Origin of the sequence: Kitasatospora sp. CB02891, from assembly GCF_002803145.1 — a bacterium.
GTDB lineage: Bacteria > Actinomycetota > Actinomycetes > Streptomycetales > Streptomycetaceae > Kitasatospora > Kitasatospora griseola.
Genome location: NZ_NNBO01000006.1, coordinates 192,225 through 213,595 on the forward strand (window position 1 = coordinate 192,225; position 21,371 = coordinate 213,595).

Sequence of the window (21,371 nt, forward strand, 5' to 3'; positions counted from 1 at the left end):
CCTTCCCAAAGACAGTGAGCCCCGATCCTGCGGCCACCCGGCCCCCAGGTCAACCCACCGGTAACAACGCGGGAGCCCCCGCCCCGCCCGAGAAGCAGCAGGACGAGGGCTCCCGACGAAGGCCCGGCGAGCCGTCAGGGCTTGACCCGGACCACCTGCGGGTCGTGGTCGGAGGCCTGCACGGCGAACTCGCTGTTGATGTGCACCACGTCGTAGCGGACGTGCTGCCGCTTGAACGCGGGGCTGACCAGGATGTGGTCGAGCACCTGCGAGTTGCCCTGGTAGACGTACGAGTAGCGCTCGCTCGCGGGCAGGTCGTTCACCAGGTCGCGGAGCACGCCGCCCTTGGTGAGGGTCTGCAGCGCGGGCGAGAACTGGTAGTCGTTGAAGTCGCCGAGCGAGACGACCCGGGCGTCCGGGTCGGCGGCCTCCAGCTTGGCGACGAAGGCCTGCTCGACGGCGGCCTGCTGCTGCCGCTGCACCTCGGAGCTGCGGTTCGGGGCCTGGAAGCGGCTGTCGATGCCCTGGTCGCCGCCCTTGCTGTTGAAGTGGTTGGCGATCACGAAGACCGCCTTGTTGTGGAAGCTGAACTGGCCGACCAGCGGCTTGCGGCTGCTGTTCCAGGCGTCGTTGTTCGGGTCGATGCGGCCGGGCGAGGCGGTCAGCGAGGTGCGCTTGCCGGTGCCGGTGACGTCGACGGCGGTGGTGGAGTCGCCGCCGGGGATGTCGGTGAAGGAGACCCGGTCGGGGTTGAACAGGAACACCTGGCGGATGTTGCCGCCGGGCTGGCCGCCGTCCTTGTCGTTCACCGGGTCGATGGAGCGCCAGTCGTAGGCGGGGCCGCCGGCGGCCTTGACCGCGTCGATGAACTTCTGCACGGTGACCGAGGCGTCCACCGTGCCGTCGTCGACGGCGCCGCTGTTGTCCTGGATCTCCTCCAGGGCGACGATGTCGGGCGAGCGCAGGTTGGTGACCACGGCCTGGGCGAGCTCGGTGTACTTGGCGTCGGCGTCGCCGGGGGCGAGGTTCTCCACGTTGTAGGTGGCGATGGAGAGTTCGCTGGGCAGCGCCCGGTCGGCGACCTCGCGCTGCAGGCCGTTGTCCTGGACGGTGCCGACGGTGTTCGCGGCGATGGTGTAGCCGCCGAACTGGTTGTAGTCGAGCGGGCCGGCGGTGGAGCCGGTCAGCTTGTCGCCGACGTTGGCGACCGGGAACGGCTGCTCGGTCAGCGGCGGCAGCGACTGGATCATGATCCGGCCGTTGTTCGGCTTGTCGTAGCCGAGGTAGACCACGCCGCCGCGGTTGGTCCGCGGGTCGGTCGAGGCGGCGTCCACCCACAGCTCGTGGTACTTGTCCGTCGCCTGCACCACGGGCACGTCGCGGACCTCGACGTTCATGCCCTCCAGCGACTCGTACAGGTCGAGGGCGTACTTCGACGGGTCCAGCGGCAGGTTCTCGATCGAGCCGCCGGCGGCGTCCGGCGCGTACGCGGCCGGGATGGCGGCGGCGTCCAGCACCACGGGCGCGGGGACGGCGTTGCCGGAGGACAGCACGGTGACCTTGGGGCCGGTCAGCTCGGTGACCGACTGCGAGCCGCCCGAGCTGTTCGGGTAGTACTCGCTCACCTTGGCGGTGACCAGCACCGAGTCGCCGACCTTGACGGTCGGGTTGGCGGAGCCGGTGTAGACGAACACGGCCTCGCTGGTGGCCGGGTTGTCGTCCGCGTTGGGGTCCTGGATCCAGAAGCCCTTGGTGCCGTAGCCGCGCACGCCGGTGACGATGCCGGGCACGTTGGTGACGGTCTTGGTGTTCAGCGGCGATATCCGGGTGGTGCCCTGGATGTCGTGGATGCGCACGTCGCCGGGGACGGGCGTGCCACCGCCGCCGGGGACGGTGCCGCCGCCGGTGGTCTGGCCCTTGGAGTTGACCGGGGTCGGGTCGCCCGCGGTGAGGTCCTTGGCGTTGTCGTCGGTGTCGGCGAGCGAGGAACCGCGCGCGACCGAGGCGGAGTTGGACGCGCCCGCGGCCGGGCCGCTGCCCTCGCGGACCACGGCGGTGCCGAAGCCGACCAGGTCGACGATCCGCGAGTCCGCGGCGCAGTCGGCGGCGGTCTTGCAGCTCAGCGGCGCGGTGCCGTTGACCAGCGCGACGGTGCCGGAGGTGGCGGACAGCGCCAGGCTGCCGCTGGCGTCGGCGGCCGGGAGGTCCACGGTGCCGCCGGCGCCGGGCGCCTCGGCGATCAGGTAGCGGCCGCCGGCCGGGATCGAGCCGTTCAGCGGGGTGACGCCCCACTGGGTGGAGGCGCCGGGGCTGCCGGGCAGGTACTGCACGCTGTAGCCGGCCAGGCCGAAGGCGGCGCCGGTCGGGTTGCCGAGCTCGATGAAGTCGTTCTTCAGCGTCGCACCGGAGTTGCCGCCGCCGCCGTACACCTCGGCGATCACCGCGCCGGTGGACGGCGCGGCGAACGCGCCCGGCAGCGGGACGAGGACCAGGGAGGCGGCGACCGCGACCGGCGCGGTGACGCGCAGCAGCGCGCGGCGGGAGCGGCGGGCGGGGGTGGGGCTGGGCACCTTGGCGGGGCTCCTTCGTGGCAGGACCGTGTCCCGGTCGCCGTCACGTGGGCGCCGGGTGGCGTTGAGGGTTCGTCAGGATGCTGACTGCCGGGGCCTCTCCGGCCCTGCCGGGCGGGCCCCGAACAGCAACTCGCGTAGATCCAGCCAGAAAGATACGCGCGTAGAAGTTGACCCGACAAGGGTCTTGACGTGAACTTCTCGCCACCGAGCGGGTACGCCTGACCACCCGGCCCGGAGCGTTCCGGCCACTGCGCGTGCGAAAGGGGCGCCCGGCCCGGAGCGTTCCGGCCCCCGCACATGCGAAAGGGGCACCCGCCGGGTGCCCCTTGCCGGCTGACGCCGCGTCGGTCAGGACTGCTCGCGCAGGCCCGCCGACCACTTCTGCTCGACCTTGCCGAACTTCCAGAACGCCATCGCGCCGGCCCAGGTGACCACGAACAGGCCGACGATCACGTAGCCGACCAGGTTGAGGTCGAGCGAGCCGATCCAGCCGATCGGGCCGGAGGTGATGTCCAGCTTCTCGGCCAGCAGGCCGACCAGCTCGATCACGCCGATCACCAGCGCCACCAGCACCGACAGGCCGGTGACGGTGAGGTTGTAGTAGATCTTGCGGACCGGCTTGGAGAACGCCCACTCGTAGGCGAAGTTCATGAACGAGCCGTCGATGGTGTCCAGCAGGCTCATGCCCGCCGCGAACAGGATCGGCAGCACCAGCAGCGCGTACCAGGGCAGCGAGAACGCGGCCGCACCGCCGGCCAGCACCAGCAGCGACACCTCGGTGGCGGTGTCGAAGCCGAGGCCGAACAGCAGGCCCACCGGGTACATGTGCCAGGGCTTGGTGACGGCCCGGGTGACCCGGCCGAGGATCCGGTTCAGGAAGCCGCGCTTGTCGAGCTGGCGCTCCAGCTCGGCCTCGTCGAAGTCGCCCTGCCGCATCCGCCGGAACACCTTCAGGATGCCGTTGAACGCGCCCAGGTTGATCAGGCCGATCAGCACCAGGAAGGTGCCGGAGACGGTGACGCCGATCAGGCCGGTCGCCGTGTGCAGTGCGGAGTCGTCGGACTCCACCTGCCCGGCCAGCGAGCGGATGCCGAACGCCAGCAGGGCGCACAGGCCGAAGACGATCGAGGAGTGCCCGAGCGAGAACCAGAAGCCGACCGAGAGCGGGCGCTTGCCCTGGCCCATCAGCTTGCGGGTGGTGTTGTCGATGGCGGCGATGTGGTCGGCGTCGAAGGCGTGCCGCATGCCGAGCGTGTACGCCGTCAGGCCCATGCCCGCGCCGAACACCTGGCCGCCGACGTCGTAGTGCTTGGGGGCGATCACCGCCAGCAGCGTGAACCACCCGACCACGTGCAGGGCGAGGACGAACGCGGCCATTCCGGCCAGCCGGATCCACTCCTCGCGGGTGAGCCGGTCACGCAGACGGCTGGGCGCTGGCATGGGATCTTCCTTCCGGACGGTGGTGAGCCGCATCATCCTTCCGTCGATCCGCTCGCAATTGCAAGTCATATGCAACTGAGAGCCAAGGGCGCACAACGGCGGGAAACTCCCCGCCCGCGTTCCGCGGCCGCGACCGCCCCCAACCCGAATGATCGGAAAGCTTCCTGACGGTTCGTGAGTCGAAATCCTTGACCCGGGCGATTGGTCCAGTCCAATCTAGGTGACGCGCTCACCCCAAGCGCACAGGCTCCCACCTGGGCCCGTCGGGCCGCCGCACCTACCGGACAACCCCACTACTCCGGAGGTTCCTCCATGCTTGAACGGGCCACGCCCGCACCCGGGTCGACGCGCCGGGCCCCCTCCCGGCGACGCGCCGGCGCCCTCGTGGTGGCCGCCGCCATGACGGTCGGCTCCACCGCGCTCGCGCTCTCGCTCGGCAGCGCCTCGGCGGCCACCGTCAACCTGCTCGCCAACGGCGACTTCGAGGCCGGCTCGCTCAGCGGCTGGACCTGCACCAACGGCTCGGTGGTCACCACCCCCGTGCACGGCGGGTCCTACGCGCTGAACGCCAACGCCACGGCCTCGGACACCGGCCAGTGCCAGCAGACCGTCGCCGTCCAGCCGAACACCAAGTACACCCTGGCCGGCTGGCTCAAGGGCAACTACGTGTACCTGGGCGCCACCGGCACCGGCGTCAACGCCTCCACCTGGACGCCCGCCGCGACCAACTGGACGCAGCTGAGCACCACCTTCACCACCGGCGCGACCACCACCTCGGTGACGGTCTTCACCCACGGCTGGTACGGCGCCGGCGCCTACCAGGCCGACGACCTCGCCCTGACCGGCCCCGGCACCGGCGGCTCGCCGAGCCCCTCGACCTCCGCGAGCTCCAGCGCCAGCGCCTCGGCGTCGGCCAGCCCCTCGCAGAGCGCCTCCCCCAGCCCGTCCACCTCCGCCTCCTCCTCGCCGTCGCCGTCCGCGAGCTCCAGCTCGGGCACCGGCAACGGCCCCGGCGGCGACGGCAAGATCACCGTCCCGGGCGGAGTGACGGTCACGAAGACCACCGCCAACGCGGTGGTGCTGAAGTGGAACGCCTCGACCGACTCCACCGACAACTACGTCGGCTACAAGGTCTGGTCGAAGGGCCAGCTGGTCGGCACCTCGATGGGCACCTCCATCGCGATCTCCTCGCTGCTGCCGAACACCTCGTACACCTTCACCGTCCAGGCGTACGACAAGGCCGGCCACGCCTCCCAGCAGTCCGCCGCGGTGACCACCTCCACCGCCGCCGCGCCCGCCACCGCCAAGCCGTACAAGTCCGCGTACTTCGACCAGTGGTCGGTGTACGACGCCGCCTACTACCCGAAGAACGTCGACACCTCGGGCGCGGCCGGCAAGCTGGACGTCATCTCCTACGCGTTCGAGAACATCCACCCGACCAACCTCAACTGCTTCGAGGCCGTCAAGGCCTCCGACGCCACCCACGAGGACAACCCGAACGCGGGCGACGGCGCGGCCGACGCGTACGCCGACTACCAGATGGACTACTCCGGCGCGATCTCGGTCGACGGCTCCGCCGACGACTGGCAGCAGCCGCTGAAGGGCAACTTCAACCAGCTGCGCCAGCTCAAGGCGAAGAACCCGAACCTCCGGGTCACCCTGTCGCTGGGCGGCTGGACCTACTCCAAGTACTTCTCCGACGCGGCGGCCACCGACGCCTCGCGCAAGAAGCTGGTCTCCTCCTGCATCGACATGTTCCTCAAGGGCAACCTGCCGACCGGTGTCGCCGGTGACGCCTCCGGCGGCGCGGCCAGCGCCGCGGGCATCTTCGACGGCATCGACATCGACTGGGAGTACCCGGGCTCGGCCGGCGGCCACACCGGCAACCACTACTCCGCGGCCGACAAGCAGAACTTCACCGCGCTGCTCGCCGAGTTCCGCAGCCAGCTGGACGGCTACGGCGCGAGCGTCGGCAAGAAGTTCCTGCTCACCGCGGCGCTGCCGTCCGGCCAGGACAAGATCCAGTACATCGAGACCGACAAGATCGGCGCGTACCTGGACTACGCCGACGTCATGACCTACGACATGCACGGCTCGTGGGACGCCACCGGTCCGACCAACCTCCAGGACCCGCTGCACGACAGCCCCGCCGACCCGACCACGCCGATCACCCCCGGCACCGCCAAGTACAACGTGGACACCACGCTGGCGGCCTACACCACCGGCCTGCCCGAGTACGGCATCACCGGCGGCTTCCCCGCCAACAAGATCATCCTCGGCATCCCGTTCTACTTCCGCGGCTGGACCGGCGTCCAGGCCGGAAACAACTACGGCCTCTACCAGAAGGCCACCGGCGCCACCCCTGCCAAGCCCGGCAGCCAGGAAGCCGGCCTCGCCAGCTGGCGCGAACTCACCCTGACCGCCCAGAACACCCACTGGGACCCGATCACCGAGTCCACCTGGGTCTACGACGGCACCAACTTCTGGACCGGTGACGACCCGAAGGCCATCCAGGCCCGCGCGGCCTACGCCAAGTCCAAGGGCCTGGGCGGCATGTTCGCCTTCGCCCTGGAGAACGACGACGACTCCAACACCCTGCTGAACACCATCTACAACAGCCTGGGCTGACGCCTCGTCGGATCCTGAACGGACGGCCCGCCGCATCTTCCCCATGGGTGCGGCGGGCCGTCACCATGGTCAGCCCCGCACGGCGAGCAGCAGCCGGGCCTCCTCGCGCAGGCGGTCCTCCTCCGGCACGCTCCAGTAGTGGTCCCGGCCGACCGGCCGACTCCGGTCCGTGGCCAACCACCCCTCGACCAGGGCCCGTTGTTCGCCCGGCAGCGGCCGGCCGATCCGGCGCAGCACGGCGAGGGCGCAGGCGCCCGCCGCGGTCCGGTCCAGGGCGGCGAGCAGGACGGGGACGGCCCGGGCGGGATCGCCGGTGATCCGCCAGTGCGCCTCGGCGGCCTCCACGCGCCGCCGGACATGGCCTTCCGTCAGGCAGCGCTCCACCAGGGGCAGCAGGGGCGCCCCGAGCGGCCCGAGCAGGGCGGCCTCGGCCAGGCAGTCGGCGCGTTCGGCGAGCAGCCGCAGCGCGGGCTCGGGGTCCGCGCCGAGCCGGGCGGCGGCGACGGCGGCCGCGGGGGCCAGGCAGCGGTCGTCGCCATTGGCCAACTCGCCCAGTATTCGACGGAGTTCGGAGTCGTCGAGGCCGGACCCGCCGAGGAAGCGGACGAGTTTCGGGTCCGGGCAGGTGCGCAGCAGCGCGGTCAGTTCGGGCAGCAGCGGCGCGGCGCTCTCCGGGGTGAGCGCGTCGAGGAGTTCGTCCGCGCCGCTGTGGAGTGCGCCGCCGTACGGGGACCGGTGCGGGGCGAGGGCCCGGCGGCGCAGGGCGAGGTCGTCGGTCCGGGCGGCGAGTGCGTCGAGCGCGGCGGCGTCGGGCTCGGGGACGGCGGTGAGCAGGCGGATGTCGCCGGCCCGGCCGAGGGCGAGCTGGGCGGGCCGGGAGATCCGCCGGTCCGGGTCGACGGTGTGCGGCAGCACCGCCTCGACGACCGGGCCGGGCTCGGGGCAGCGCGCGACCAGGCCGGCGAGGCCGTCCAGCACCTTCATCCGCCAGTACCACTCGCGTTGGTGCGGCAGCGCGGCGATCAGCAGCGCGACGGTCTCGTCCCGGTAGCCGTACCAGCGGGCGGCCAGCCGCAGCGCCCGGCGGGCCCCGCGTCCGTCGTGGTCGCCGGCCGCGATCCAGGCGGCGGCGACGGCCCGGGTGGCCTCCGGGTCGGCGTCGAGCAGCCGCTGCAGCCGGTCGTCGGTGTTGCCGACGCCGGGGAACCACTCGCCCCACCCGACCCGGAAGTCCGGAACGCCGCCGTCCTCCACCAGGACCGCCACCAGCTCCGCCGGGTACGGCGCTCCGGCGCCCTCCAGCAGTCCGAGCACGGCCGTGGCCCGGACGGCGGGCTCGGGGTCCTCCAGCGCCGCCCGCAACCGCCCGCCGGGGTCGGCGTCGAGGAAGCCCAGCACCGTCAACGCCTCGGCCCGCACCGCCGGCGACGGGTCCTCCCGGTGACACGCCGCCAACGCGTCCAGCGCGAGCGACCGGCTCTCCCCCGCCGCCCACCGCGCCACCCGCACGACCTGCCGGCGCACCTCCGGGTCGGGATCGCCGCGCAACAGGCCCAACAGGCCCGGGAGTTCCCGGGACGCCAGGGTCCGCCCCGTCACCTTGTCCTCGAACCCGCTCTCCTCCTCCTCGCCCTCGTACTCCTCCTCGGCCCCGCCGGTCGTCGCCATGAACGCCAGCACGTCGTCCCGCCGGTGAACGGCGTGCACCGCGGCATGCGCCAGGTACGGGACGGCGGCGGCCCCCGCCGAGGACACCGTCCCCTGATGCAGAGCCCGGTCGAACAGCTCCCCGAGCGCCTTGCCGACCACCGCCTCGTCCTCGGCGTACAACGCCCGGACCCAGCCGGGGACGTCGGTGCCGCTCCCGTACGAGTGCTCCAGCGATGCCCAGTCGGTCAGGTGCAGTTCCTCAGGTGATCTCACGAGCGCAGGAGGCTAGCCGGGAGTTCCGACAGGCGAATCAGTTGGTCTGCCCTTGAGGGGGGCTTTGGAAACCCGGGAAGGTGCTGGGAGGCGGCTGTGAGCTCGATGAAGCCGTACCTTACGATCATCGGGTGCCGAGCCTGACCGGAGCCCCGATCCAGATCATCGCCAGCCTGCTGGCCGTTCTCGCCTTCGCCGCCACCATGTGGCTGTGGCCCCGGATGGGTGGCCGGAGCTGGCGGGCGTGGCTCGGGCGGTTGGGGGCGTTCTTCGGGACGCAGATCGCGGTGCTGGCCGCGATGGGGCTGGTCGCCAACTCGTACTTCGGCTTCTACTCGACCTGGAGCGACCTGCTCGGCCTGGACGGCAGCCCGGGCACGGTGGTCGACCACCAACCGGGCGGCAAGGCCGTCTCGGTGACCGGCGAGCAGAAGATGTACTCCTCGCAGGGCGCCGCGCAGGACCGTTCCGGCGTGATCCAGAAGGTGGAGATCCACGGCGAACGCTCCGGGCTGACCGGCACCCCGGCGTACGTGTACCTGCCGCCGCAGTACTTCCAGCCGGCCTACGCGGGGACGAAGTTCCCGATGCTGCTGGCGCTGTCCGGCTACCCCGGGACGCCGGAGAAGCTGATCTCGCTGCTGCAGTACCCGGCGTCCACGCTGAAGGCGATCGAGGCCAAGGAGATGCCGCCGACGGTGCTGGTGATGATGCGGCCGACGCTGGTCGCCAACCGCGACACCGAGTGCATGGACGTCCCGAACGGCCCGCAGGCGGAGACCTTCTTCACCGAGGACCTGCCGAAGGCGATGTCCGCCTCCTACCGGGTCGACGACCGGCCCGAGGCGCGGGCGGTGATAGGCGACTCCACCGGCGGCTACTGCGCCGTCAAGTTCGCGGTGCGCAAGCCCGATTCGTACCGGGCGGCGATCGCGCTGTCCGGCTACTACGAGGTCCACAACGACCCGACCACCGGCGACCTGTTCGGCGGCAGCGCCGAGGTCAAGCAGGACAACGACCTGCTGTGGCGGCTGCAGAACAAGCCCGCACCGCCGGTCTCGCTGCTGCTCGCCACCAGCAACAACGAGGAGAACTACCCGGCGACGCAGCAGATGGTCGCCGCGTTCAAGGCCCCGACCCGGCTGTCCACCATCACCCTGGACACCGGCGGCCACAACTTCCACACCTGGACCCGGGAGATCCCCCCGGCCCTCACCTGGCTCGGCAGCCGCCTCCCGCAGCCGCAGCCGGCCCCCGCGAGCTGAGCAGCCGGACCGGCCTGACGGACCGTCGGGCGAAGGCCCGCGGAGAATAGAGCCCGCTCACAGTCGGGTCTCATGGAGTTCTCAGCCGCGCCACGCAGCGTGTCTCCCATGACCACGCCCAGTTCCGTTCCTCCGACCAGCGAGCCGTGGCCCGACGCCGCGAACCACCCGCCACCGGCGGTCCCGGCCGACGCCGCCGCGTCCGGCCCGACCGTCTGGCCGGCGCCGCCGCCCGCCGGGGCCGGGGCCGGGGACGAACGGCCCGCCGGGCGCGAGCGACCCGCCGAGCCGCTGTTCCCGCCCGTCGCACTGCCGCCCGTCGGCCCCAAGGGCCCGGCCACCTGGGCCGGCCGGCTGCGCACCCTGCCCGGGCGCACCTGGCGCGGACGCGAGGACGACCCGAGGTGGGTCCGGCCGGCGTTCCTGGGGCTGCTGCTGGCCACCGCCGTCCTCTACTTCTGGAACCTGACCGCCTCCGGCTGGGCCAACGCCTTCTACTCGGCGGCCGTGCAGGCCGGCAGCGTCAGCTGGAAGGCGATGTTCTTCGGGTCCTCGGACGCGGCGAGCTTCATCACCGTCGACAAGCCGCCGCTGTCACTGTGGCCGATGGCGGTCTCCGCCCGGATCCTCGGCCTGAACTCGTTCAGCGTGCTGGCCCCGCAGGTGCTGATGGGCGTCGGCACGGTCGCCGCCGTGTACGCCACGGTGCGCCGCCGGTCCTCCGCGCTCGGCGGCCTGGTCGCGGGCGCGGCGCTGGCGCTGACCCCGGTGGCGGCGCTGATGTTCCGCTTCAACAACCCGGACGCGCTGCTGGTGCTGCTGCTGACGCTGGCCGCGTACGGCACCGTCCGGGCGACCGAGACGGCGTCCACCCGCTGGCTGGTGTTCGTCGGCGTGATGCTCGGGCTGGCGTTCCTCACCAAGACCCTGCAGGCGTTCCTGGTGCTACCCGCGTTCGCCCTGGTGTACCTGTTCACCGCGCCCGCCGGCTGGGGCCGCCGATGGCTCCAACTGCTGTACGGCACTGTGGCGATGGTGGTCGCGGGCGGCTGGTGGGTGGCGATCGTCGAACTGATGCCGGCCTCCGCCCGCCCGTACATCGGCGGCTCGCAGGACAACTCCTTCCTCTCCCTCACCTTCGGCTACAACGGCTTCGGCCGGATCACCGGCAACGAGACCGGCAGCGTCGGCGGCGGAAACCGGATGGGCGGCGGCGGGGGCGGCATGCCCGGTGGCGGCATGTGGGGCTCCACCGGCCCGACCCGCCTGTTCGACGGCGACATCGGCGGGCAGATCGCCTGGCTGATGCCCGCCGCGCTGATCCTGTTGGTGTTCGGCCTGTGGGCGACCCGTCGCCACGCCCGCACCGACTCGGCCCGGATCGCCTTCCTGGTCTGGGGCGGCTGGCTGCTGTGCACCGGGCTGACGTTCAGCTTCATGTCCGGGATCTTCCACCAGTACTACACGGTGGCCCTCGCCCCGGCGATCGCCGCACTGGTCGGCATGGGCACGGACGGCCTGTGGCGGGCCCGCCACCGCTTGCCGTACGCGGCGGTGCTGGCCGCGACGCTCGCCGTCACCGCCTGGTGGTCGCACCAACTCCTGGGCCGCAGCGCCGAGTTCGTGCCGTGGCTGCGCTGGGCCGTGCTGATCGGCGGGCTGCTCGCCGCCGTCGCACTGCTCGCCGCGGGCCGGATCACCGGACCGATCGGCGGCCGGATCGCCGCCACCGCCGGACTCACCGCACTGGCGGCGGGCCTGGCCGGGCCGGCCGCGTACGCCCTCGACACCGTCTCCACCGGCCACACCGGTTCCATCGTCACCGCCGGACCGCGCGTCAAGGGCGAGGGCTTCGGCCCCGGCGGCGGTCGCGGCAAGGCGCACGGCGCCTTCCCGGGCTTCCCGGGCGGGCAGAACGGAATGAACGGCGGCGGGAACGGCGGCTTCCCGGGCGGCGGCATCCCCGGCGGCCAGAACGGCCAGAACGGCAATGGCCTCCCCGGCGGCGCCTTCCCGGGCGGCCAGAACGGAAGTCAGAACGGCGGCCAGGACGGCGCGTTCCCGAACCTCCCCGGCTCCCAGGGCTTCCCCGGCACCGGCACCGAGGACGGCCGCACCGGCCGCGGCGGTTTCGGCGGCGGGACGGGCGGCCTGCTGGAGGGTGCGAAGGTCCCGTCCGAGGTCGCGGACCTGCTGAAGCAGGACGCCGACAAGTACACCTGGGTGGCCGCCGCGGTCGGCTCGCAGAACCAGGCCAGCTACCAACTCGCCACCGGCGAGCCGGTGATGGCGCTGGGCGGCTTCAACGGCAGCGATCCCTCGCTCGCGCTGGACGGCTTCAAGCAGCTGGTCGCGGAGGGCAGGGTGCACTGGTTCATCGGCGGTGGCGGCATGGGCCGCAGCATGGGCGGCTCCGACTACTCCTCGGAGATCGCCTCCTGGGTGGAGTCCACCTACACCGCGAAGACGGTCGGCAGCACCACCATGTACGACCTGACAGCCGCACCGAAGAGCGCGGGCTGACCCACCCCGCTCCCACGACGCCCGAGGCCGTTCGACTCCCCCTCCCCCAGAGGAGCTCGAACGGCCTCGGGTCCTTCCGCGGCCGCGGGCCGACGCGCCGTCAACAGGCGCCCGGTCGGTCAGTCGGTCAGTCGCTCAGTCCGTCAACCGGTCAACCGGTCAACGACCCGTCAGCCGCCGCACAGCGACAGCATGGTCTTCTTGTCGGCGGGCGTCACCGGCAGCTGGTACTTCAGCGAGACCTGCGCCCAGCGGATCGCGTACGAGCAGTGCACCTCGGTGTTGGCGGGCAGCCAACTCGCCGGGCCGGAGTCGCCCTTGGAGGCGTTCTGCGAGCCGTCCGCCGGGATCAGGTTCAGCGGGTCGTTGGCGATCTGCACCCGCTTGAGCTTGTCCCACTGGGAGGCGCCCTGCTGCCAGTCGTAGGACAGCGGCATCACGTGGTCGATCTGTATCTTCGACGCCTGCTGCTTGCTCCAGTCCACGGTCTTGCCGGTGTACGGGTCCCAGATGGTCATTCCGGTGACGACGCACTGGGAGCCGTCCTTGTGCTCCACCTTCTGGCCGTCCCGGGCCAGCATGTCGTCACGGGTGCTGCAGCTGTTGTGGCCCATCGGTATGCCGTCCACGTTGTCCGTCCAGGCGGGGCCGAACTGGTCGCGGTCGTAGCCGGTCTTCGGGCCGGGGTCGGCGGTCTTCACCTTGGCGATCAGGTCCCGGCCGGCCTTGCGGTCCGCGTCGTCGGTGACGGGCGCCAGGCCGGGCTTGGTGCCGTCCGGGTTCTGCAGCGGGTTGGTGCCCTTGGAGGCCGACTGGGGCTTGGACTTGGCGCTGTCGCTCGACGACTTGTCCGCTCCGTTGCACCCGGCGAGGGCGAGCGATCCGAGCAACAGGGCGGCGACTACGGCGGTACGGCGGGATCGCACGGTATTCCTCTGTGGGTGGGCGACTCTGACGGCCCACCAGAAGACCAGCCGGTCAAGGGCGGGTCAAGGCGGCCACGCCGCAGCATGACGCACCTCACAATCCGGGCAAAACTCCGACCGGTGCGAACCGTTCCGCCGACCGCGCCGGGACGCCCCCGGGACGGCGCCGGCCCGGGCAGACTGACGGCATGACGGAGTTGCGGGTGCCGGCCCTGGTGCTGGCGGCGGGCGGCGGGTCCCGACTGGGCGGGCGCCCGAAGGCGCTGCTGCCGTACCGAGGTCGCCCGCTGCTGGAACACGCGCTGGCGGTGGCCCGCGACGGCGGGTGCGACGGAGTGGTGGCGGTACTGGGGGCCGCCGCGGCGGAGGTCCGGGAGCGCGCCGACACCGGCGACTGCCTGCTGGTCGACAACCCCGACTGGCGCACGGGGCTGTCCTCTTCGCTGCGGGCGGGCCTGGCCGCCCTGCCGGCGGGGGCGAGCGCGGTCCTGGTACTGCTGGTGGACACCCCCGGCGTGACGGCGGAGGCGGTACGCCGACTGCTGGCAGCGCACGCCGGGCGCACGGATCTGGCAGCGTGCGCCTATGCCGGCCGCCGGGCGCACCCGGTCCTGATCGGCGCCGCGCACTTCCCGGAGCTGCTGGCCACCTCGACCGGCGACGCGGGCGCCCGCGCGCTGCTGGCCAGGCACCCGGTCACGCTGGTGGACTGCACCCACGTGGCCGTCCCCGACGACCTGGACACCCCGGCGGACTTGGCCCGCTGGGGCATCGACTGACGCTCCGTCAGCCCGGCGCACGGCTCGCGCCGCACCTTTCCGCCACCTCAACTGCGGTGCAGGATTACCTCATTCCGCACCGGCCAGGATCCCGATCGGCGAGGATGGAACGGATCGTTGCCAGCCCGACCGGAACGGACGGTGACCAGCCATGCCGCTGCCCGAGGACGCCGCAGACCCGGCCCGGTTCTCCCCCGGTTCGCCGTCGGGGGCCAGCGAACTGCGCTGCCCGGCCTGCCGACGCGAGCACCGCTACGAGCCGCCGAGCCTGCCGTGCCCGTGCGGCGCGCAGTTGCGGGTGCCGCTGCTGCGCGGCGGGGTTCCGGTGCAGGTGCGGTTCCGCTCCTGGGAGGACTCCTGGGTGAGCATGCGATGTCCGCACTGCGGCCGCAGCGACCAGTGGCCGCAGCCGGAGTTCACCTGCGACTGCGGGGCGACGGTCCGCCTGCCGGTGGACCGGGCGCCGAAGCTGCAGAGCGCGGGCCCACGGGCGACCCGCCCGGCCGAGGCGGCCCGCCCGTACACCACGGCGGTGCCGCCGGTCGCCCCGCCGGACCCGCCGGCGACGGGCTCGGGCCCGGCCCGGGTGCTGCGTCCGCCGTTCCGCCCGCAGCCGGTGCGCACCCCGCAGGACGCGGTGCTGACGGCGGCCCGCTACCTGCAGTGGCTGGGCTTCGAGGACCTGGAGTTGACGCCCGGCCAGGAGCGCGACTCGACCACCCTGCTGGGCGGGCAGATGGTGGCCCGGGTGGACACCTGGACGGAGCCCGCCGACGTCAAGGCGGTGGAGTGCCTGTGGCTGGAGACGCTGCACAGCGAGCAGGTCGCGGCGGCGATGTTCACCGTCTCCGGTTTCTCCCGACAGGCCACCGTGCGCGGCGAGCAACTGCTGGTCGCCCTGTTCACGCTGGACGCGGCGGGCATCCCGCAGCCCTCGAACGGCGCCGCCGAGGCCCTGATGGAGACCGGTTGGACGTCCTGACGCGCCGCCACTCCGCCGTCAACCGGAAGCGTCGACTCCGGATTTCCTCACGCTCGTGATCTGGTGCACAAGCTCCCGCGCGTGTTGAATTGCCGCCACGACGCGGGCCCTTGGGGATTGGGGAGGGTCCGCCGGTCACTGCATGGCGCGCACAAGGAGGTGGCGTTGTCGGTGCACGGGACTGCCCCGGGGGGCATGGCGGACGTCGTCTGGCGACTACGGTCGCGGGGCTGCTGGCAGGAGGCCGCGGACCTGCTCCGCCCGCAGGCCGGCCGGGATCCGACGGCAGCGTTGCAGCGGGCCGAACTGCTGATCGAGCAGTGCCTGTTCACCGCGGACCACTGGGAGCGCGCGGAGGACGCCCTGCGCCTGGCGGAAGCCTCGGTCGCGGGCACCGAGCATCGTGCGGCGGCCTCCTGCGCCCGCGGCTACCTGGCCTACGTGGCCAGCGTGCTGGGCCGCCGGGACCGGCTGGACGAGGCCCAGGCCGCGCTGGGCCGCACCTCGGCGCTGCTGCCGCCGAAGGCGCCGGGCCGGCCACTGCTGGACTTCCGGCGCGGACTGGTCGCGGAGAACCTGCTGCACGACCCGGCGGCGGCGCACAGTGCGTACACCCGGGCGCACGAGGGCGCCCGGGAGCGCGGCGACGACCTGCTGCGCTCCTCGACCTGGTGCCACCTGGCGGGGCTGGCGCTGGCGGCGGGCGACCCGGAGCGGGCCCGGCAGGGTTTCGGGACCGCGCTGAAACTGCGTGAACAGCTCGGCTTCACGGTGGGGGTGGCACCGGCGCTGGCCTCGCTGGCGGAGGTGTCGGAGCCGGCCGAGGCGGAGCGGCTGCGCGCCGAGGCGTCCCGGCTGGTGCAGGCGCTCGGCGGGGTCCCGGTCTGGCTGGCCCGGCGGCTGGGGATGTTCCCGACGCAATCGCCCGCACCGGACGGCGGCACCGTGCACGACCCGCGGCACGGCATCAGCTAAGGTGAGCCTTACCTGTCCGGGGCGAGCAGTGGCCCGGACAGGCCCACCGCGCCGTGCCCGGGCCCCGCTCCCGGGGTACCACCCAGGGAGCCCGCGTGACCGCGCACCAGGTCGGCCAGTGCCCCCCGCCCGCCGCCACCGACTCCCGCCCCCTTCAAGGGAGTTGGCGGCGGCTGACCGAGCTCTTCCCGGATCTCCGGATCCATTCCGCCGCCCCCCGCACCGGCCCCGACTGGACCACCGCCGCGGCCCTCGCCACCGATCCGGCCGCGCTCGACGCGACCATCGCCTTCGACGAAGGCCTCGGCCTGAAGCTCTACGGCGCCCCCACCCGCCCGGACGTCACCGCCGGTTTCAGCCTGCACCGCTACGCCTGGCCGGTCGCCCTCGCCTTCACCCTGCCGTGGTTCCTGGAGCGCCGGGTCCCGGTCCTCCCGGTCGAGCAGATCTCCATCAACCGCGCCAACGGCGAACTGACCGCCCGTCCGCTCGCCTTCCACTGCCTGCCGGACGACCCGGCGGCCTCCCACCCGGACGCCCTGGTCGCCCGGGACCGCCCGGCGCTCGACACCGCGCTGCGCGCCGCGCTCGCCGACCATCTCGCGCCGGTGCTCGACGCCTTCCGCCCCCGCGTGCGACGCGGCCCGCGCACCCTCTGGGCACTCGTCACCGACGACGTGGTGGACGGCCTCTGGTACCTCTCCACCCTGCTCGACGAGGAGCCCCGGGCGGTCGCCGAACTGACCGCACTCCTGCCGGGCGACGCCTCGTCGGCCCCGTTCGTGGGCGCGCCGGGCTTCCGCGAGGAGGGCGGGCACCGGACCAGGACCAGGGTCAGCTGCTGCCTGTTCTACACGGTCCGGCCGGCCGAACCGTGCTTCAGCTGCCCCCGCAGCAAATAGATCTGACAATCCGTTGATGTAATTCCGAAATTCCCCCCTAATAGTGTATTGCTCGCGATCCGGCCATGTTTCGCCGCATTTCTCCGCCATGATGGTCCCCCCATCAAACGCGAAGAGCGAGGCTTGATCAGGTCATGAGACTGTCGGACATACCGCTGGGCTGGGTCGTCGCCGGCACGGCCGCCCTGGTGGCCGCCGTCGCCCTGCTGGCCTTCGCCCGCAGCCGCTCGGCCGCAGCCACCAACAACGGCGCTTCGGATTCCTGGGAACGCGCCGAGGAACGCCGCCGCCGCACCGAGAGCCTCTACGGCGGCGCCTCCTACCTCCTGCTGTTCTGCTGCGCCGCGGTCGCCGCCGCGCTCTCCTTCCACGGACTGGTCGGCTTCGGCGTCCAGAACCTCGGCCTCTCCGGCGGCTGGGAGTACCTGGTCCCGTTCGGCCTCGACGGCGCAGCGATGTTCTGCTCCGTCCTCGCCGTCCGGGAGGCCAGCCACGGCGACGCGGCACTCGGCTCCCGCCTGCTGGTGTGGCTGTTCGCCGCGGCCTCGGCGTGGTTCAACTGGGTGCACGCCCCCCGTGGCTTCGGCCACGACGGCGCACCGCAGTTCTTTGCCGGCATGTCGCTCTCGGCCGCGGTCCTGTTCGACCGCGCCCTGAAGCAGACCCGGGTCGCCGCCCTGCGCGAGCAGGGGCTCGTCCCGCGACCGCTGCCGCAGATCCGCGTGGTCCGCTGGCTGCGCGCCCCGCGCGAGACCTACGCCGCGTGGTCGCTGATGCTCCTCGAAGGCGTCCGCACCCTGGACGAGGCCGTCGAGGAGGTCCGCGACGACAAGCGCACCGCGGCGGAGAACCGGGAGCGCCGCAGGATGGCCTCCCGCCGGGAACGCGCCGAGATCCGCGCCATCGGCCGCCAGCCCGGCAGCAGTTGGCGCACCCGCCACACCCGCCAACTCGAACCCGCCCCCGCCCCCACCACCTCCACGGAGCCCGCCATAGCCCCCGCCGGCCTGCCCGCCACCCCGGCCCACCGCAGCATCGACCTCACCCCGGACGAGGACACCACCACCATGCCGCGACTCGCTTCGCTCGAACAGAAGCTCAAGGACCTGGAGCAGCAGTTCGGGTGAGTATTCAGGGGCTCGGGGAACGGCGAGGTCCTGTTGCCGGCGGCCGGAGACAGCGGTTGGCGATGGCTGCGGCGGGCCTCGGAACAGGAACCCGAAACGGCGGAACGCAGAGCGCCCTGCCGACCCTCCGCAGACACGACCCCGCCGTTCCCCGGGCCCCTGAATTCGCACCCCCGAGCCCCTGGTTTCGCGCCCGCCTGCGCTAGCTGCTGAGCTCGAACCACATCCGTTTGCCCGAGCCGCGAGGCTCCACGCCCCAGGCGTCCGCGAGCCCCTCGACGAGCATCAACCCCCGGCCGGAGGAGGCCTGTTCGCCCGGGGTGCGGCGGGTCGGCCAGAGGTCGCTCTCGTCCTCGACCTCGACGCGGAGCCGGGCCCGCCCGCTCTCCTGGTAGAGCCGGGCCGTGAACATCGCGTCCCGGTCGGTGTGCCGGATCGCGTTGGTGACGAGTTCGGAGGACAACAGCTCGGCGGTGTCGATGAGTTCGGGCACTCCCCAACGGCGCAGCGCGTCCCGGAGCTCGGCCCGGAGCTCGGAGATCCGGGCCAGGTCCGCCTGTCCGATCCGGCGGCGCAGCTGCTGCGCGGCGCGCCCGCCCGCGGGCCCGTCCCAGCGCAGCAGCAGGAGCGCGATGTCGTCCTCGCGTTCGCTGGTGTCGGCGGCCTGCGAGGCGATCCGGTCGGCGAGTTCCTCCAGTGGTTCGCGGGGGGATTCGCCGACCGCGGCGAGGTGTTCGGAGACGGTTTCGCAGAGCCGGCCGAAGCCGGTGTCGAGGTCCATGTCGCGGGCCTCGACCAGGCCGTCGGTGAACAGCAGCACGGTCTCGCCGGGGTCGAGGCTGAACCGCGTCACCCGGTACTCCTCGTCGGGCGCGACGCCGAGCGGCAGCCCGCCCGCCACCGGAACGGGATGCGCGGTGCCGTCGGCGCGGCGGACCACCGGGTCGAGGTGGCCGGCCCGGACGGCGTAGACCACGCCGTAGTCGACGTTGACCTCGGCGTAGGTGCAGGTCGCGAAGTGGTCGGTGTCGAGGTCGGCGAGGAACCGGGAGGCGCGGGCCATCACGGCGGCGGGCGGGTGGCCCTCCGCGGCGTAGGCGCGCAGCGCGATGCGGAGTTGGCCCATGATGCCGGCGGCGTGCACGTCGTGGCCCTGGACGTCGCCGATGACCAGGCCGACGTGGCCGCCGGGCAGCGGGACGACGTCGTACCAGTCGCCGCCGATCTGCAGGCCGGAGCCGGCGGCGAGGTAGCGGACGGCGGTGGTGACGCCGGGCACGGCGGGGACGGTGCGGGGCAGCATGACGCGTTGCAGGCCGGCGGCGAGCTCGTGCTCGGCGTCGTGCAGGCGGGCCCGGGCGAGGGACTGGGCGACGAGTCCGCCGAGGGTGGAGAGCAGGGTGCGTTCGTCGGCGTCGAGTTCGCGGTCGTCGTCGAAGGAGACCACGCAGACGCCGGTGGGGCGGCCGCTGGCGACCAGCGGGAGGAACGCCCAGGAGGAGCGTCCGCTGTTCTCGGCCCAGTCCCAGGCGTCGGGGTAGCGCTCGCGGTACTCCTCGCGGCTGGAGACGAAGATCGGTGCGCGCTGGCGGACCGCCTCGGCGGCGGGGTGGGTGGGGGCGAGCGGGATCCGGTCGAACTGGTCGCTGAGCGTGCTGCGGTAGCCGCTGGAGCCGAGCAGGGCGATCCGGCCGCCTTCGAGCGAGGCGAGGGCGAGGCCGTCGGGGCCGAGGCCGGGCAGCGGGAGCTCGGTGAAGACCCGGGCGACGTCGCGGACGGTGACGGCTTCGGAGAGGGCGCGGGCGGCTTCCTTGATGAACCGGGAGCGTTCCTCGCGCAGCACGGCGAGCTCGTCGGCGCGTTCGCGCTTGTGGAGTTCGACGGTGGCGTCCCAGACGAAGCCGACCATCCGGGACGGGCGGCCGAAGGCGTCGGCGAGGACGCGGCCGCGGAAGCGCACGGCGTGCAGTTCGCCGTTGGGGAAGACGGTGCGGTAGTAGGCGCCGCACTGGCCGAGTTCGGCGACGGCGCGTTCGACCCGGCGGCGCACCACGGGGGCGTCCTCGGGGTGCAGCAGGGCGAGGAAGGAGCCGGAGGTGCGGTCGAAGCTCTGGCCGGCCAGGCCGAGGATGGTGCAGGCGCGCCGGTCGCCGACCAGGGTGTCGCGGCGGATGTCCCAGTCGAAGGAGCCGATTCCGTTGGCGGCCATCGCCGGTTCGAGCCACTCGGGGGTGGAGTCGCCGGTGCGGGTGGGCAGGCCGCGGGCGGTGGACGGCACGGCGCGGCCGGCGGCGGTGCGCAGCGGCTTCGCGGGGGTGCTGTTCCGGGTGGCCTGGGTGGCCTGGGCGGGCGGGGTGCGGCGGGCGGGCCCAGGCGCCTCGGGCTCGGTGGCCATGCTTCTCCTGCCGGTGCCTTGCCTGGCGGCCGCTGGATATCCGTGTCCCCTGCTGGGCCGGCCGGACCGCGATGGTTGCGTGTGCCTGCTGGCACACATTCTCACTACCCTCTCGTATGTTCGGCAAGGCGGCAATGCCGGTGACCCGGACGGTACTGATCGCACACGATCCCGCCCGGGACATTCACTCGAACGGCCCGCTCGGGTGGCCGGTCCGGAATTCGCCCCACCGGTTCGGGGCGGGCCCGCTCAGAGCGCGGACAGCTCGAACCAGGTGACTTTTCCGTCCCCGTGCAGTTGCACTCCCCAGTCGTCGGCGAGCGCCTCGACCAGCAGCAGGCCGCGCCCGGAGGTGGCGTCCTCGTTCGGGTGGCGGCGGCCGGGGAGCCGGCTGGTGCGGTCGTGCACCTCGATCCGCAGGCGCTGTTCGGCGGTCAGCTGGGCGTCGAACTCGGCGCCCTTGCCGGTGTGCACGAGCGCGTTGGTGACCAGTTCGGACGTCAGCAGTTCGGCGGTGTCGGCAAGTTCCGGCACACCCCAGTGGTCGAGCGCGGCCCGCAGGCGGCGTCGGACGGTGCCGACGGCGGGCAGGTCCGCCGCTTCCAGGGAGGCGTGCAGCCGGCGGTGCAGGGCGCACTCCGGTTGGCGCGCCGGGGCCGCGCTCTGCGGCTGTGGCTGCGGCTTCGACTGCATGGGTGCGGGCCCCTGGTCGAGCTGCTCCCGGCGCGAGGCCGAGCGCTGCCGCGGGAACCTTGCCTGACCGTCCATCAACTTCGTCAGCCCCCGCCCTCGTTCCGGACGGCCGCTCCGGTCCCCCACCGGTTCGGCGGCCACTTCTGGTCATCCTCATGCCCACTCGGCGGCGTTTGCAACAGTGATCCGGCCCTACGCCCGTGGTGAACGGTGCGCAAGGGCGTGCGCGGGCACGCGGGT

General features: G+C 72.8%; 14 protein-coding genes. 8 read left to right on the forward strand and 6 right to left on the reverse strand.

Annotated elements, in window-relative coordinates; translation table 11 throughout:
* Positions 1-134: 134 nt before the first annotated feature.
* Together CG736_RS16020 and CG736_RS16025 are read right to left on the reverse strand one after the other, a co-directional pair.
* The gene (locus CG736_RS16020; protein WP_100587064.1) at positions 135-2,531 is read right to left on the reverse strand and encodes an endonuclease/exonuclease/phosphatase family protein; all 2,397 of its coding nucleotides are present in this window, start codon (positions 2,529-2,531) and stop codon (positions 135-137) included.
* A gap of 390 nt (positions 2,532-2,921) precedes the next feature.
* A complete protein-coding gene (locus CG736_RS16025) occupies positions 2,922-4,013 on the reverse strand; it encodes a HoxN/HupN/NixA family nickel/cobalt transporter (protein ID WP_100587065.1) in 1,092 nt (363 codons plus the stop codon).
* 312 nt (positions 4,014-4,325) lie between these two features.
* Between CG736_RS16025 and CG736_RS37780 the strand changes: the two genes are divergently transcribed.
* Positions 4,326-6,641 carry a glycosyl hydrolase family 18 protein gene (locus CG736_RS37780; protein WP_100586895.1) on the forward strand — a complete coding sequence of 772 codons (2,316 nt, stop codon included), beginning with the start codon at positions 4,326-4,328 and terminating at the stop codon, positions 6,639-6,641.
* A 69-nt stretch (positions 6,642-6,710) separates the two neighbouring features.
* On the opposite strand, the gene CG736_RS16035 is transcribed toward CG736_RS37780, so the two are convergent.
* Entirely contained in the window at positions 6,711-8,564 is a 1,854-nt protein-coding gene (locus tag CG736_RS16035; RefSeq protein WP_100586896.1) for a HEAT repeat domain-containing protein, read from the reverse strand.
* Positions 8,565-8,695: 131 nt separating this feature from the next.
* Between CG736_RS16035 and CG736_RS16040 the strand changes: the two genes are divergently transcribed.
* Both CG736_RS16040 and CG736_RS16045 read left to right on the forward strand, forming a co-directional pair.
* Complete coding sequence (locus CG736_RS16040; RefSeq protein WP_198520516.1) at positions 8,696-9,829, forward strand: esterase family protein; 1,134 nt, start codon at positions 8,696-8,698, stop codon at positions 9,827-9,829.
* Positions 9,830-9,937: 108 nt separating this feature from the next.
* Positions 9,938-12,352: a glycosyltransferase family 39 protein gene (locus CG736_RS16045; protein ID WP_100586897.1), complete on the forward strand. Its 2,415-nt coding sequence runs from the start codon at positions 9,938-9,940 to the stop codon at positions 12,350-12,352.
* Positions 12,353-12,522: 170 nt separating this feature from the next.
* Here the strand turns inward: CG736_RS16045 and CG736_RS16050 are convergent, their stop codons facing one another.
* Positions 12,523-13,278, reverse strand: coding sequence for an HNH endonuclease family protein (locus CG736_RS16050; protein ID WP_100586898.1), 756 nt, complete (start codon positions 13,276-13,278; stop codon positions 12,523-12,525).
* Positions 13,279-13,466: 188 nt separating this feature from the next.
* Here CG736_RS16050 and CG736_RS16055 point away from each other — a divergent pair, with 188 nt between their 5' ends.
* The 5 genes from CG736_RS16055 to CG736_RS16075 all read left to right on the forward strand — a co-directional run bounded on the left by CG736_RS16055 (position 13,467) and on the right by CG736_RS16075 (position 18,043).
* The gene (locus tag CG736_RS16055) at positions 13,467-14,057 is read left to right on the forward strand and encodes an NTP transferase domain-containing protein (protein WP_100586899.1); all 591 of its coding nucleotides are present in this window, start codon (positions 13,467-13,469) and stop codon (positions 14,055-14,057) included.
* 151 nt (positions 14,058-14,208) lie between these two features.
* The gene (locus CG736_RS16060; protein ID WP_063856595.1) at positions 14,209-15,039 is read left to right on the forward strand and encodes a hypothetical protein; all 831 of its coding nucleotides are present in this window, start codon (positions 14,209-14,211) and stop codon (positions 15,037-15,039) included.
* 195 nt (positions 15,040-15,234) lie between these two features.
* The gene (locus CG736_RS16065) at positions 15,235-16,014 is read left to right on the forward strand and encodes a hypothetical protein (RefSeq protein WP_232734024.1); all 780 of its coding nucleotides are present in this window, start codon (positions 15,235-15,237) and stop codon (positions 16,012-16,014) included.
* Between the two features lie 95 nt (positions 16,015-16,109).
* Positions 16,110-16,916 (forward strand): (2Fe-2S)-binding protein, encoded by an 807-nt coding sequence (locus CG736_RS16070; RefSeq protein WP_100586900.1) that lies wholly within the window; start codon positions 16,110-16,112, stop codon positions 16,914-16,916.
* Between the two features lie 134 nt (positions 16,917-17,050).
* Positions 17,051-18,043 (forward strand): DUF2637 domain-containing protein, encoded by a 993-nt coding sequence (locus CG736_RS16075; protein WP_100586901.1) that lies wholly within the window; start codon positions 17,051-17,053, stop codon positions 18,041-18,043.
* A 202-nt stretch (positions 18,044-18,245) separates the two neighbouring features.
* Here CG736_RS16075 and CG736_RS16080 read toward each other — a convergent pair whose 3' ends face one another.
* Together CG736_RS16080 and CG736_RS16085 are read right to left on the reverse strand one after the other, a co-directional pair.
* Positions 18,246-20,438 (reverse strand): SpoIIE family protein phosphatase, encoded by a 2,193-nt coding sequence (locus CG736_RS16080; protein WP_198520517.1) that lies wholly within the window; start codon positions 20,436-20,438, stop codon positions 18,246-18,248.
* Positions 20,439-20,687: 249 nt separating this feature from the next.
* Complete coding sequence (locus CG736_RS16085) at positions 20,688-21,131, reverse strand: ATP-binding protein (protein ID WP_198520518.1); 444 nt, start codon at positions 21,129-21,131, stop codon at positions 20,688-20,690.
* Positions 21,132-21,371 lie beyond the last annotated feature (240 nt).